The sequence below is a fragment of the Burkholderia mycopellens genome (assembly GCF_964265025.1).
Lineage (GTDB): Bacteria > Pseudomonadota > Gammaproteobacteria > Burkholderiales > Burkholderiaceae > Burkholderia.
Genome location: NZ_OZ183803.1, coordinates 2,402,060 through 2,416,570, shown reverse-complemented (window position 1 = coordinate 2,416,570; position 14,511 = coordinate 2,402,060). Strand labels below are relative to the sequence as shown.

At 64.0% G+C, this 14,511-nt stretch carries 7 protein-coding genes; 3 read left to right on the top strand and 4 right to left on the bottom strand.

Features of this window, described 5'->3' with window-relative positions; all coding sequences use genetic code 11:
* Positions 1-13 precede the first annotated feature (13 nt).
* Positions 14-727: a riboflavin synthase subunit alpha gene (locus ACPTTC_RS29050; RefSeq protein ID WP_423394935.1), complete on the bottom strand. Its 714-nt coding sequence runs from the start codon at positions 725-727 to the stop codon at positions 14-16.
* 226 nt (positions 728-953) lie between these two features.
* Here ACPTTC_RS29050 and ACPTTC_RS29045 point away from each other — a divergent pair, with 226 nt between their 5' ends.
* Positions 954-4,133 carry a type VI secretion system Vgr family protein gene (locus tag ACPTTC_RS29045; protein WP_423394934.1) on the top strand — a complete coding sequence of 1,060 codons (3,180 nt, stop codon included), beginning with the start codon at positions 954-956 and terminating at the stop codon, positions 4,131-4,133.
* Positions 4,134-4,187: 54 nt separating this feature from the next.
* A complete protein-coding gene (locus tag ACPTTC_RS29040; protein WP_423394933.1) occupies positions 4,188-8,825 on the top strand; it encodes an RHS repeat-associated core domain-containing protein in 4,638 nt (1,545 codons plus the stop codon).
* A 646-nt stretch (positions 8,826-9,471) separates the two neighbouring features.
* Here the strand turns inward: ACPTTC_RS29040 and ACPTTC_RS29035 are convergent.
* Entirely contained in the window at positions 9,472-11,334 is a 1,863-nt protein-coding gene (locus tag ACPTTC_RS29035; protein ID WP_423394932.1) for an ABC transporter ATP-binding protein, read from the bottom strand.
* Positions 11,335-11,824: 490 nt separating this feature from the next.
* On the opposite strand from ACPTTC_RS29035, the gene ACPTTC_RS29030 reads away from it, so the two are divergent.
* Complete coding sequence (locus ACPTTC_RS29030; protein WP_226195124.1) at positions 11,825-12,706, top strand: Dyp-type peroxidase; 882 nt, start codon at positions 11,825-11,827, stop codon at positions 12,704-12,706.
* 94 nt (positions 12,707-12,800) lie between these two features.
* Here ACPTTC_RS29030 and ACPTTC_RS29025 read toward each other — a convergent pair whose 3' ends face one another.
* Both ACPTTC_RS29025 and ACPTTC_RS29020 read right to left on the bottom strand, forming a co-directional pair.
* Positions 12,801-13,202, bottom strand: coding sequence for an OsmC family protein (locus tag ACPTTC_RS29025; protein ID WP_089486274.1), 402 nt, complete (start codon positions 13,200-13,202; stop codon positions 12,801-12,803).
* Positions 13,203-13,300: 98 nt separating this feature from the next.
* Positions 13,301-14,224 (bottom strand): LysR family transcriptional regulator, encoded by a 924-nt coding sequence (locus ACPTTC_RS29020; protein WP_175965880.1) that lies wholly within the window; start codon positions 14,222-14,224, stop codon positions 13,301-13,303.
* Between the last annotated feature and the right edge of the window lie 287 nt (positions 14,225-14,511).

Sequence of the window (14,511 nt, the reverse complement as noted above, 5' to 3'; positions counted from 1 at the left end):
GCGCCGGTATCCGTTACTGCTTCGGCAGCCGCGCGACATGCCGCGCCAGCAGTTCCTCGATGTCGATGCCTTTTTCCGCCAGCAATGCGGTGACGACGCCGTTCAGTTCGCCGAGCGTTTCCTTGACCGATTCCCGGATCGTGTCGACGACCACCTGCGTGCTGCGCTCGATCTCGATGTTGACCGTGTCGTTGACGCCCTTCGCATCGAAAGTCGTCGCGCGTCGCGTTTCGGGAATCAGCCAGACATCGAACCAGCCCTCGTCGCGGTTGACGTCGGACACCGTCAGGCTGCAACCGTTGATCGCGATATAGCCCTTCGCGAACACATACCGCTTGAACGCCTCCGGCACGCCGATGCGCACCATCCGGTTGTGTTCGGACATTGCGATGTGCCGGATGGTCCCGGTGAAATCCACGTGGCCGGACAACGGATGACCGCCGATCTCCGCGCCGTCCTTCGCGGCACGCTCCACGTTGATGTGCGCGCCCGTCGTGAGATCGGCCAGCGTGGTGATCCGCAGGCTCGGCAGCATCACGTCGAAGTCGATCAGCTGCGGCGAGTGGATGGTCGTCACCGTCAGGCAGACGCCGTCGACCGACACGCTGGCGCCGATCTCGATATCGTCGGTGAACCGCTCGGGGAATTCGATGCTGAACGTCCTCAGCTCGCCGTGATCCTTGATGGCGTTGATGGTGCCAACACCCTGAACAATGCCTGTAAACATGGTCTGCCTTTCATCGCGAATTGCCTGGCCGACATGATAAGTGATCCCGGCGGCGGACACGCGGCGGCGCGCGGTTCGGCGCCGCCGCGTTCCCCGGTAATCCGCGATGAACCTTTTAAATCAGGTCATTTTCCCGATTCATTTTGTAATTTATCTGTAAAATCACGAAAGCTAAATTAAATTCTCGCGCCATCCGAGGGCGTGTCAAAAAGAAAAAAGGCCGTTCATGAACATGCAGAACACAATCGCCGCGTTGCGCGGCGGATTGCTTCAGCAGGACCGGTTGCTGAAGCTCGATACGCCATTGGGGGCCAACGTCCTGACCGTTCAACGGGCAGTCGGTCGCTCTCGTATCGGGCGTGCATACGAGTTCACGCTCGACGTACTGTCGACCGACAGCGATGTGGAACTAAAAAAGCTGATCGCGCAGCCCGTCACGTTGTGGATCCAGCAGGGCGATCTCGGCTACCGGCCGATCAATGGCTACGTGCATACCGCGCGCCGGCTGGGCGCCGACGGCGGGCTCACGACCTATCAGCTCGCGTTCGCCGATTTCACCCACTTCCTGAAGTTTCGTCGCGATCAGCGGCTCTGGAACGATACGACTGTCGACCAGATCATCAGCGACGTGCTGAACCAGCATCCGCAGGCGCAGGGGCATTTCCGCTTCGCGCTGTCGAAGCCGCTGCCGAACCGGTCGTACACGCGCCAGCACGACACCGACTGGCATTTCGTGCATCGGCTGATGGAGAACGAGGGGCTCTACTGCGCATGGCAGCAGGCCGACGACGGCAAGTCGCACACGCTCGTGATCACCGACAACCTGCAGGCGCTCGCGTCGCTGTCGCCGGAAACCGTACGTTTTTATCGCGGCGACGCGGCCAGTGAACCCGACGCGTTTACGCAATGGTCGGGTACGCGCACGCTGCAGAGCGTGACACGTACGACGCGCACGTTCGACTACAAGAATCCTTCGCAGCCGTCGAACCCGAAAGGCACGTCGCTGCCGACGATGGGCGGCCAGGGCGAGTTGCCGGATCGACTCGAAGTCTACGAGTACACGGGCGCTTACACGTATCTCGATCAGACACGCGGCGACCATCTGACGAAGGTCAAGATGGAGGAGTGGGAGTCGCGGGCGAAGCGTTTCCATGCCGCAGGCGGGGTGCGCGCGATCGACGCCGGCCGGCGCTTCACGCTGGCCGATCATCCCGAGCACGATCGTGATCCCGCCGACCAGCGCGAATTCGTCGCGATCGAGGTGGCGTGGTGGATCGAGAACAATCTGCCTGTTGCAAGCGACAGCGCAGACTTTCCGTACAGCCTGCGCGAAGCGCTGACGCAGGCACAGGACAACTACGGTACCGATCCCGCGTTTCGCGTGCAGCACGACGACGGATCGGCCGGCTTCTATCTCGTCGAAGTCGAAGCGCAACGCGTGAGCGTGCCGTATCGCAGCCCGTTCGAGCATCCCAAGCCGGAGATGCATCTCGAGACGGCGATCGTCGTCGGGCCGCAGGGCGAGGAAGTCTATACGGACGAACTGAACCGGATCCGCGTGCAGTTCGTGTGGGACCGGTTGAATCCGGGCAACGAGAACGCGTCGTGCTGGGTGCGCGTCGTGCAGTCGGATACGGGCGGTGGCTACGGCGGCGTGCACGTGCCACGCATCGGTGAGGAAGTGCTGATCGACTACGTCGGCGGCGACTGCGACCGGCCGCTCGCGGTCGGGCGCGTGTACAACGGCGCGAACCAGCCGCAGTGGCATACCGACGGGATCCTGTCGGGCTATCGGTCGAAAGAATATTCGGGCAGCGGCTATAACCAGCTCGTGATGGACGATGCGACCGGCCAGAACCGCGTGCAGCTGATGAGCAGCAGCGCGAACAGCCTGCTGCATCTGGGCTACATCATCGACCAGAGCGGCAACTCGCGCGGGTCGTATCTCGGCAGCGGCTTCGACCTGCGCTCGGATGCGTACGGCGCGGTGCGGGCAAGCCAGGGCCTGTACGTGACGACGCATCCGAAGGCGGCGAACAGCCAGCCGCTCGACGTGAAGGAAGCGCAGCAGCAGCTCGTGACGGGCGAAAGCCTCGTCGAGGCGATGTCGGGCGTGAGCGAGCAGCATCAGGCGGAAAGCCTGAAAGACGCGCAGGACACGATGCGCGCGTTCACGGATGCGACGCAGGACAGCGCATCGGGCAGCGCGTCCGGCGGGCGCACGGCAGGCGGCGGCACGGGTAACGCGAACGCGTTCAAGGAGCCGGTGATGCTGTTCGGCAGCCCGTCGGGGATCGGGATGACGACGCAGCAGTCCGTGCATGTGGTCGCGAACGATCACGTGAACGTGGCGAGCGGGCAGAGCGTGCACGTTGCGGCGGGCAAGTCGCTGATCGGGAGCATCGGGCAGAAGCTGAGCCTGTTCGCGCAGAACGCGGGGATGAAGCTGTTCGCGGGCAAGGGCAAGGTAGAGATCCAGGCGCAGTCGGACAACATCGAGGTGACCGCGCAGAAGGCGGTGAAGGTGGTGTCGGCGACGGACCGGATCGAGATCGCGGCCGACCAGGGGATTCTGCTGACGAGCGGTGGCGCCTATATCCGGATCAAGGATGGCAACGTCGAGGTTCATGCACCCGGGAAGATCGATATCAAAGGTGCATCGCATACGTTCGCGGGGCCGGCAAGCATGGGGTATCCGCTGCCGAGCCCGCGGCCGGATCAGCCGGGGCAGTTGGAGTTGTTTCACAAGTACGTGAACGGCGAGGCGGTGAAGGGCGGGCTGTTCACGGTGAAGGACGTGAACGGTTCGGTGCTGAAGAAGGGTGCGCTCGACAACAGCGGCTACACGGTCGTGAGCGGGCTGCCGCCGGGCGCGGTGCGCGTCGAGTTCGGGAAGGATCCGCGCGAGTCGGATCAGCCGGCGAATTATTTCAAGGAAGCGAAGTGGCCGGCGGAGCCGGTCGAACCGTCGCCGGAAGCGGCTCAGGCAGCGGCAACGGGGCAGCTTGCCAGCCAGTTGCAAGGGATGGCCCCTGCTGCTGCGACGGCAGCCATGGGGCTCGTGAGCGGCGGCGGTGCAGGTGCAGCGCTGGGCGGGTTGGCGAGTTCTGCGTTGCCGGCTGCGGCGGGCGTGCTGGGTGGGGCAGGTGCAGTCTCTGCACTGCAGACGGCGTCGAGCCTGGGCAGCGCCGCGAGGCAGGTGGCAGGGATGGTGCAGGCGGCACGGCAAGGTGGGCTCTCGGCATTGGCAGCGCCGGTTGCCAGCGCGGCGTCCGGCGCACTGCAGGGTGCGTTGCCAGGTGTCGCCGGGATCGCAGGCAAGGGTGCCGCGACGGTAGCGTCAGTTACAGGTGCCACCGGCATGAAGCTGCCGACGAGCGGGTTTGGCGGACCGCTGAAATCCTGAGAGGGCGGTGGCTTGTCAGCCGTCTTGAAAAGAACGAATTGAACGAAGAACGACATGGCACAACAATTTCCGCCGGGCGCCGAGAAGGAACAGGCCGTTACCTGGCTCAGCGATGTTTCTCCGAAGGATGTCGCCGCGGTCGGTAACCGCTTCGATGCGTGGTTGCGCAAGGTCAGCGGCAACCACATCACGTTTGAGGACGTGAAGACATTTGCCGGCGCGGTGCCGATCCTCGGCAACATCATCGCGACAACCGACGCGCTCGAGGATATCGCCGAGCTTGTCCAGAGGCGTGGAGGCCAGACGCTCGACCACATGAGCCTTGCGATCGACCTGATCGGCACCATTCCGTTGCCGCCAACGCTCGCGCCGTTCCGGATGTCGGCACGCCCGTTGCTCGCGCTGGTGCGCAATCAGATGCCGATTGCGCGCAGCAATCTCGGTGCGGGGATCATTTCAGTGCTCGTCACACATATCAATGCGACCTGCGCGACCGAGATCGAGGATTTTCTCAACAAGCTGAAGGCCGGTCTAGTCGAACTGCTCGATGGGTGCGCGTCGCAGGCGGAAGATCTGATGGTCGCGATCGCGACGGGTATGGACAAGGCGTTGCACGGCCAGCTCTCCGGCAGCAGCGATAGCGTGAAGCGCGCGGAACAGCGTCCGAAGAAGATGGGCGACGAGCGGCCGTGGTACAGCACGAGCCAGGTCGGCGACGGGATCGCCTTCGCGTGGGAGGGCTGCAAGGCGCTTGGCAAGCCCGTCGGAAACAACGTGACTGGCACTTCTCCGAAACTCGCGCCGGATGCATGGCTGGAGTCGTATCGAAGCGCAGTCGTGTTCCTGCTGACGGAAGCGCCGAAGGTCGCATCGTCGATTCGGTCGCTATCCGGTAGCGAGGAAGGCAAAATGATGTGGCTCATCGAGCAGTTGAGCGAGGCCGTTACGCGGGCGCGGGAAAGCGGGAAGGTGCATGCGCAGAGTGTGGCGCTGCAATCGGGTGGAGGAAGCAAGGCGGAGAAGACTCGAGAGCAGGAAGGGCTGGAGACGACCTCAGTACAGGCGTCCGTGGAGGGGCCAGGCAAGAGTGACTGCAAGGCCTGCGGGCAAGGTGAGTCGCCGGCATCGATCGATTTCGCGTTTGGCGACGAACGGTTCTCTCACGCCGACTTTGACCTGCCGGGCGCATTGCCGGTCGTTTGGGCGCGCACGTATCGGTCGCGGTTGTCCGCCTACGACAATGGCGAACTGGGCGCGCGCTGGATTGTGCCGTACACGACCCGGATCGATATCGAGGGCGACCAGTGGTTCTATCGCGACTCGGAAGGGCGCAGCGTCGGGTATCGTGCGCTTGCCGTTGGGGACGTGTATGACGATCTGTCGGAGAACCTGACGCTATCGCGCCTCGACGATACTTGGGTGACTATTTCATATGGCCACGATACGCTACATGTGTATGAGCGCCGCGGTGACGCGTTTCGCCTCGCTGCGCAAAAGGACCGATCGGGCAACACGATCACGCTCGATTACAATTCGCTCGATCGCCTCACACGGCTGATCGATGCAAGCGGCAACGTGCTCGCATTCGAGCACGATCGACATGGCCGGATCGTGCAGATCGAACAGCTACTCGAAGGCGGCGCACGTCGGACGCTTGCACGTTACGAATTCGATGTTGACGGCGATTTGGTGCGCTCGGTCGACCACCATGGCAACGCGCGGACTTACCAGTACTATCGGCACCTTGTCACTCGCTACACGGATCGCACCGGGCGCGGGATGACTCTCGAATGGGATGGCGCGAACGCTGACGACAACGCAAACGCGAAATGCATACGCGAATATGCCGATGACGGCAGCGTCGATATCCGTCTTGCATGGAATCCGAATATCCGCCTGACCTACGTAACCAACACGCTCGGGCAAATGACGCGGTACTACTACAGCACTCACGGCTACGTGTATCGAATCGTCTATCCGGACGGCAACGAGGAGTGGTACAGGCGCGACGAGCATCACAATCTGGTTCTGCATATCCGCCAGGACGGCACCATCGAGCGGATGGAATATGATGCGCGCGGCAACCTCACGCGGCGCGAGCGTTCTGACGGCAGCGTCGTCGAGACGGAATACGACGGCAAGGGCCAGCCGGTTCGTCTTGTCGATCCGAACGGGCATTCGTGGCATCGCAAGTACGATGATGCAGGCAACGTCGTCGAGGAACTCGATCCCCTTGGGCATGCGACGAAGTACAGCTTCAACGACAAAGGGTGGCCCACGCAAGTCATCGATGCGAAGGGCGGATCGAAGGCACTCGAATACAACGATGCCGGGCAGCCGACGAGCTATACGGACTGCTCTGGCAAGAAGACGGAATGGCGCTATGACGACATCGGCCGCTTGATCGAGGCAAAGGATGCCGCTGGTGCGGTCGTTGCCTACGGCTACGGTTCGAACGGACAACTCGCCGAGATTCGTTCCCCGGCAGGCGTCGAGCACGTGCATTACGACGCGGAGGGCCGGTTGTTGCGGCGTACCGATCAGTTTGGCAGGTCGACACGGTACGGCTATGATGCATTCGGCCGGATCGCGAGCCGCGTGGATGCGCTGGGACAATCGCTTGCGTATCGTTATGACCCTCTTGGCCGGCTGACCGCGTTGACGGATGCGAACCTCGCGACGTATCAGTTCCATTACGATCTGGCGGGGCGGTTGATCGAGGAGATCGGTTTCGACGGAAAGTCGACGCGTTACGAGTACGATCCGGGAAGCGGCAGACTCATTGCGGTGAACGAGGCGGGATGCATGAAGTCGGTCGAGGTCGATGCAAGCGGCCGCTTGACCAAGCGTGCAGCAGGCGAGAGTGAGGAGCGTTTTGCGTACGACCCGAGCGGGCGGCTGATTGAGGCTGTCAATCGGTCTAGTCGTATCCAGTTCTATTTTGATCCGGTCGGTAATCTCGTCCGGGAACACCATGCCTATAGTGTGTTCGGCGAGCCGCGCAGTTACATCTGGCATCACGAATATGATGAGTTGGGCCATCGGCGGCGGACCGTGCGTCCAGACGGGCATGTGGTCGATTGGCTGATGTACGGTTCTGGGCACGTGCACGGGATGCTGCTGGACGGCGAGGCGCGCGCACAGATCGAACGTGACGATCTACACCGGGAGACAGTTCGGATGCTGCCGGGCAAAGTCGAGAAGCGCACGATGTACGACCCGGCGGGACGGGTATTGCAGCAGACGCTCCAGCGGGTGACGTCCACCGTGCCGATGACGGCGCGACGATATCGTTACGATGCGGTCGGGCAATTGTCGAGTATCGAGGATAGTCGTAAGGGTGGGATTGATTATCGATACGATCCGATCGGGCGATTGATCGAGGCGATCAGCCCGGTTGCAAAGGAATACTTTGCATTCGATCCAGCGAGCAACATCATTGATCTGTTGCCCCCACAAGCGGCGCCAGTGTCCCCGTCCAGTCCCGTGAGACCTTCGAGCACTTTGCCGGCGGAAGTGCCAAAGGTGCTTGGCAACCTGCTGAAAGCGTATGCAGGGATGCACTTCGAGTACGACCCGCGGGGGAATTTGATCCGCAAGCGTACGTCGGCCGGTGAGCAGAAATACGAATGGGACGAGTTCAATCGCTTGCTGGAGGCGCGTGTCGTGGAGACGTCGCGGCAGAGTCAGGCGCGGTATTTCTATGACGCGTTCGGTCGTCGCATCGCGAAGGAGGTGAACGGCGAGCGGACGGTGTTCGGGTGGGACGGCGATGCTCTCGCTTACGAGAGCGATGGCGAGCGTGGTACGCACTATATCTACGAGCCGGGGACGTTCATACCGCTGGCACAGTATGTAGCGGAGCCGGTGCAGGGAATCGCGACACCGGTGTGGAAGAGTACCGACCGGTATGTGCCGGAGGACGATCCGCTGCAGAAGGTGCCGGAGCGTCGAGCGGACGCGAAGATGTTCCATTACTACTGCGACCAGATCGGTACGCCGCAGCTGCTGACGGATGAGGCGGGTGACATCGTATGGGAGACGTCGTACAAGGCGTGGGGCGAAGCGCCGGACGTGATCTCGCGGGCGTCGAGGGCGGCGGGGATCGAACCGAGGAACTCGTTGCGGTTCCAGGGGCAGCAGGTTGATGAAGAGACCGGGTTGCACTACAACCGCTATCGCTATTACGCACCGGATATTGGGCGGTATCTGTCTAGGGATCCGCTCGAGTTGGCCGGAGGCCTCAATGCCTATGCCTACGTTGATGGGAATCCCGCGGCGTATGTCGATCCACTCGGGTTGGTGAACTTGGCAAAAGCGGCGGTTTGTAGCGTCAATGCGATGAATGCAGGCCGCCTGTACGGTACGGGCGCAGTGAAAATGGCTGCATCCGTCGGACTGGATGCCACTGGTTTGGGAGCACCGGCAGGAGTCGGCGCCGGAGCATGGGCACTCTGGAATTTCAAGAGTGCGGGGGCGGCGTGGCAGCGCGCACGACAGCAATGCCAAGAGGCGGGCAATGAAAAACTGTCAGATGCACGATGGAAGAATCTCTTGGGCGTTTTGCCATATGGAACGGAATTTGATGACGAGCGTGAACCCTCTCCCTGGGAGTTTGCAAAGAAGAAAGCAGGGGAGTTCAAAGAAAAGCCACTTGAAATCCTGAAGGAAATTGGGACTCTTTCATTCTAATGAGTACATTTTCATTTTTAAGCATATGTGTCGCCATTGGCTTCGCCGTCGCATGGTCAGTATTGTTTCTGAGAAAAATTGTCAGGCAGAAGAAAATCACCTGGAGCGACGTCAGGACGTGGATCAAGAACGTCATCGATTCGCTCTTTGGGATGGGATAGCGCGACATGCATACGGGTGGGTTGCTTCAGGCCATCGGGCCTACATGTTTCGCCGCGTCTGTGGAGAATCGAGGGCTTATTGAGTCAGGCGCTGCACGCGCCGAAGCCGCATCAAGACTCATGATGCTTGGGTCAAGAGGTCGGCCTATCTCAACGTTGAGGGTAACAACGTGACTGGATCAGAACAGGCTGCGCTGAATCGACGTTCGTCGGACACGGCGGTTTGAGCAATTTCAAGAACTTGTGAAGCTTGCGATGGGTTCGCGGATGTTCCGCGGGATGTTGATCATGAGCCAAGGCAGCCAGCCCACCCGCACGATCCGAAGGTCGGTCAGCCCGTCTGAGTGACCAGCCGCAGTGGGCAGCCCAATTCGGGACAAAAAAAGGCCGTGCGCGTGGCACGGCCTCGATCCGGAACCGATTGCCGTCGACATGGCCCGGGCGGCGACGACCGTACCGCCGGCACGCATTGCGACACGCTTGCGTCACGCCTCGGCCGGCTCGCCGAGCGGCCCGGCGGCGTCGTCCGCCGTGCGTCGCGGCGAATCGGCGAGCCCCTTCGCGAGTTCCAGCGCCTGCCGCTCGAACAGCCGGCGGTAGATGCCGCCGTCAATCCGGATCAGCGCGTCGTGGCTGCCTTCCTCGATCACCTTGCCGCGATCGAGCACCAGCAGCCGGTCGAGCGCACGCACGGTCGACAGCCGGTGCGCGACCACGAGCGTCGTGCGGCCGACCATCAGCCGCTCCATCGCCTGCTGGATCAGCAGCTCGCTTTCGCTGTCGAGGCTCGACGTGGCTTCGTCGAGGATCAGGATCGGTGCATCGGCGAGGAACGCGCGTGCGATCGCGACCCGTTGGCGTTCACCGCCCGACAGCTTGATCCCGCGTTCGCCAACGAGCGTGTCATAGCCGTCCGGCAGCGTGGCGATGAAGTCGTGCGCGCTGGCCAGCCGCGCGGCGCGCTCGATGTCGGCCCGGCTCGCGTCGGGGCGCGCATACGCGATGTTCTCCGCGAGCGTGCGGTGGAACAGCACGGGCTCCTGCTGGACGATCGCGATCTGGCTGCGCAGCGAATCCTGCCGCACCCGCGCGATGTCCTGGCCGTCGATCGTGATGCGGCCGCCCGACACGTCGTACAGGCGCTGGATCAGCTTGATGAACGACGTCTTGCCCGACCCCGAATGGCCGACGAGGCCCACGCGCTCGCCCGGCGCGATCCGCATCGAGAAATCGTCGTACAGCGGCACCGGATGGTTGTCGTAGCGGAACGTCACGTGCTCGAAGCGGATCTCGCCTTGCCCGATCCGGATCGCCGGCGCGCCGGGACGATCGTCGATGCCGAGCGGCTGGCGCTCGAGCGCGACGAGTTCTTCCATGTCGTTCACCGAGCGTTGCAGGTTGCGGATGTGCATGCCGACGTCGCGCAGGTAGCCCTGCAGCATGAAGAACATCGTCAGCGCGAACGCGATGTCGCCGACGCTCGCCTCATCGTTCACCCACAGCCGCAGCGCGACGCCGATCATCGCGGCCTGCATCGCAACGAGCATCGCGCCCTGCAACCCGCCGTTGAACGTGCCGCGCACCCACGTGCGGCGCGTGCGTTGCCGCCACTTGCCGATCACGCGCGCGAGCCGCGCTTCCTCGCGCGTCTCCGCGCCGAACGCCTTGACGACCGCGTTGCAGCTCACGGCATCGGCGAGCGCGCCGCCCATGCGCGTATCCCACAGGTTGCCGAGCCGCGCGGCCGGCGCGACGATGCCGAGCGACACCGCCACCGTCACCGTGATGTACAGCAGCGAACCCGCGCCGACGACGAGCCCCATCACGGGCCAGTGCGTGCCGAGCAGCACGGTGGCGCCGACGAGCATCGTGACCGACGGAAGCAGCGCGATCAGCACGGTGTCGTTCAGCAGGTCGAGCGCCCAGATCCCGCGCGTGATCTTGCGCACGGTCGAGCCCGCGAAGCTGTTCGCGTGCCAGTCGGTCGAGAAGCGCTGCACGCGATGGAACGACGCGGCCGCGATCTCGCTCATCATCTTCAGGGTGAGCGTGATGATGTTCAGGTAGACGCCTTGCCGCAGCACCGTCGCGCCGAGACCGAGCGCGGCGAGCGTGCCGAACGCGACGAGAGCCGCATGCCAGGCGGCGGCGCGGTCGGTCAGGCCGGTCGACAGCGCGTCGACGAGGCGACCGGCGAACAGCGGCGTGAGCACGTCGGCGAGCGCGGCGAGCAGTGCAAGGCTCGCGACCGTGGCGGTGCGGGCCGGCTGCTTGCGCCAGTAACGGAAGGTGAAGCCGAAGACGGCCTGGAATGCCTGGCCGCCCAGATGGGAGGTTTTTCTGGTCATTGTTCGTTGCCCGGCGCATCGCGCGACGGGACTTTCCGGTTCGGAGAACATCGAAAACGCAACAGCCGGGCCGCGCGGAAACCGTGCGGCGAAACGAAACGGGCTGTCGGGAAACGGCGCGGCTGACGGGTTAGCGGAAAACTCGGGAGCCGGCGCGGACGGCGGGCTGGATCAGCTGCGCCGTGGGACCACGTTCGGGAAGGTTGCTGGCATTCGGAACATCTGCACCTCCCCTGAAGTGAACGGTTGAAAGGACGCCGAAAAGACGTGCAAAGATTCTATCAGCAGTGCCGGGGGCGCCGCAACGTCTGATGAATGCCGCGTTGCAGCGTCGATACGGTTAGTATTTGGCTTTTGGGCCCTTCTTTTGCGGGCCTTCCCCAGTGCGGCAGCGCAAGGGCGCGGCACGCGCATCGATTACACTTCGGCGTCTGCGGCGCAAGACGCCGCGGCCCTCGCAGATTCACCACGATACATTCCTGAGGACACGATGAGCGACGTTCAGCAAGGCATCCTGACCCCGATCGATACGGCGGCCCGATACCTCACTTTCACGATTTCGAATGACGGCAATGTGGCGGCGGCGCTGGCCGCGCTGCGCGAGATCGTCGACGGACGCGACACGGTGGTCGGGTTCGGGCATGCGCTGGCGGCGCATCTCGGGCACCCGGTGCCGGGCCTGACCGAATTCCCGGCGTTCGCGGTGAAGGACCGCACGCTGCCGGCGACGCCGGCCGACGTGTGGGTCTGGCTGCGCGGCGACGACCGCGGCGAGATCGTGCTGCGCACGCGGGCGATCGAACGCGCGCTGGCGCCGGCGTTTGCGCTGCAGGATGCGGTGGACGGTTTCCGCTATTCGAACGATCGCGACCTGTCCGGCTACGAGGACGGCACCGAGAACCCGGAAGGCGACGACGCGGTGGCCGCGGCGATCGTGACCGGGCAGGGCGCGGGGCTCGACGGCGCGAGCTTCGTCGCGGTCCAGCAATGGCTGCACGACTTCGACCAGATGGAGCGCATTCCGTCGGGCGACATGGACAACATCATCGGGCGTCGCCGCTCGGACAACGAAGAACTCGACGATGCACCCGAGTTCGCGCACGTGAAGCGCACCGCGCAGGAAAGCTTCGAGCCCGAAGCGTTCATGCTGCGCCGTTCGTCGCCGTGGTCGGACGCGCGTCGCGCGGGCCTCTACTTCGTGGCGTTCGGCTGCTCGTTCCGCGCGTTCGACGTGCAGATGCGCCGGATGAGCGGCGCGGATGACGGGATCGTCGACGGCCTGTTCCGCTTTACGCGGCCGCTGACCGGCGCGTATTTCTGGTGCCCGCCGATGAAGGGCGGCAAGCTCGACCTGTCCGCGCTCGGCCTGTAAGCGCCTGACGGTAGCGACGCAACGGGGGGCCGCGCATCGTGCGCGGCCCCCCGTTTCTTTTGGCGCGGCGATCGTGCGCCGCGTGCGTCGTGTGTCAGTTCAACGTCGTGTCGATCCGTGTGCCACGCTTGATGAACTGCGTGACCGGCGTTTTCTCGCAGATTTCGGCGAGGCGCTGGCGTTGCGCGTCATCGAGCGGACCGTCGAGCGTCACGACGCGGCGCACGTACTGCGTGCCGTCGCGATCGGCATGAAGCTCGGTGCGCACGTCGATGCGCGTGGCCGGCCACGTCTTGCGCTGCATATACATGCGCAGCGTCGCGGCCGTGCATTGCGCGAGGCCCGCCAGCACGAATTCGTACGGCGCCGGCCCGCGATCCTGGCCGCCTTCGCGTGGCGCTTCGTCGCCGGTCAATGCGTGCGTGCCGGCCTGCAGCTGGACGACGTAGTCGGGCGCATCGGCGTCGAGGACGGCGGCGGCATGGATGAGTGACATGGCAAGTCTCCGGTCAGCGGGAAGAGGGAAGCGGGCGCCGCGTGGCGGCGCGCAGCCGCCAGCATACCGCCCCGATCGCGACGGCGTGCGCCGCGCGGCTATGCGTCGGTCACGCCGGCGCTGCTGCGCACGAGCGCGGCGATACGTTCGCGCACCCACTGGTGCGCCCGATCGGCGTCGCGCGACTCGTGCCAGTACGCGAGGAGCGGGAACGGCTTGAGCCGCAACGGTAGCGGCCGCACGACGATCGGCAGCATCGCGGCCATCCGCAACGCATAGGTGTGCGGCAGCGTGACCAGCAGGTTGCCGGTCGCGGCGATCTGGCATGCGGCGAAATAGTGCTGGCAGGTGAGCCGGATATCGCGGAAACGGCCGTCGTTGCCGAGCAGCACGTCGAGCGATTGCGGCTCGCCGAGCGACGACACCGCGACATGCTGCGCCGCGAAATAGTCGCCGCGCCGCAGCGGGTCGCGCGCGAGCGGATGATCGCCGCGCAGCGCGACGACGAGCGAATCGTCGAGCAGGTGTTCGGTGGCGATGCGCGGGCCGGTCGGCACGCGGCGATCGACGGCGAGATCGAGATTGCCCGATGCGAGTTCGCGCTCGATGTCGGCCACCGCGATGCGGCGGCTCACGAGCCGCAGGCCCGGCGCTTCGTCGGCGAACGCGGCGACGATCCGCGGCAGCGCGATCGATTCGAGCACGTCGCGAATGCCTACCGCGATGCTCAGGTCGAGCGTCGCGGGATCGAATGCCGACGGTGCGCGCGCGGTGCCTTGTAGGCCCTTCAGGTGCAACTGCACGTCCGCGATGATCGAACGCGTGCGCTCGGTTGCCACGACCCGGTTGCCCTGCCGCACGAACAGCGGATCGTCGAAATGCGCGCGCAGCCGGTTGAGCGCATGCGTGACGGCCGGCTGCGTGAGGTGCAGCGCGCGGGCGGCCGCGCCGATGCCGCCATGCACGTAGACGGCGTCGAGCACGCGAAACAGGTTCAGGTCGAGACGGTGATCGGCGGGCACGGGGCGCGGGCGGCGTAGTGAATGGTGGGCCGATTCTAAAGGATGCGCAGGCAGCGGATACGCGGGCTGTCCTGCGTGACAATCGACGGCATTGGATGCGAGTCGATATCGTTTGAGCCGATATTGGGTTGTGTATTTATCCGGATACCTGACGCAATAAGTCGCAATGAAATGCGCGAATTGCGACGCACGCAATCGCAATAATCGGCGATATCGGCCCGGGCAATTCCGCTCAGGCCCGCCAACGAGCCTTGGCAGCCTGTAGTAATCCGCCATCATGCTGTCCG

Bases quoted from the DNA above. Each gene is read 5' to 3' on its own strand.
- ACPTTC_RS29035 (WP_423394932.1), bottom strand. From the start codon at position 11,334: ATGACCAGAAAAACCTCCCATCTGGGCGGCCAGGCATTCCAGGCCGTC.
- ACPTTC_RS29045 (WP_423394934.1), top strand. From the start codon at position 954: ATGAACATGCAGAACACAATCGCCGCGTTGCGCGGCGGATTGCTTCAG.
- ACPTTC_RS29025 (WP_089486274.1), bottom strand. From the start codon at position 13,202: ATGTCACTCATCCATGCCGCCGCCGTCCTCGACGCCGATGCGCCCGAC.
- ACPTTC_RS29030 (WP_226195124.1), top strand. From the start codon at position 11,825: ATGAGCGACGTTCAGCAAGGCATCCTGACCCCGATCGATACGGCGGCC.
- ACPTTC_RS29040 (WP_423394933.1), top strand. From the start codon at position 4,188: ATGGCACAACAATTTCCGCCGGGCGCCGAGAAGGAACAGGCCGTTACC.
- ACPTTC_RS29050 (WP_423394935.1), bottom strand. From the start codon at position 727: ATGTTTACAGGCATTGTTCAGGGTGTTGGCACCATCAACGCCATCAAG.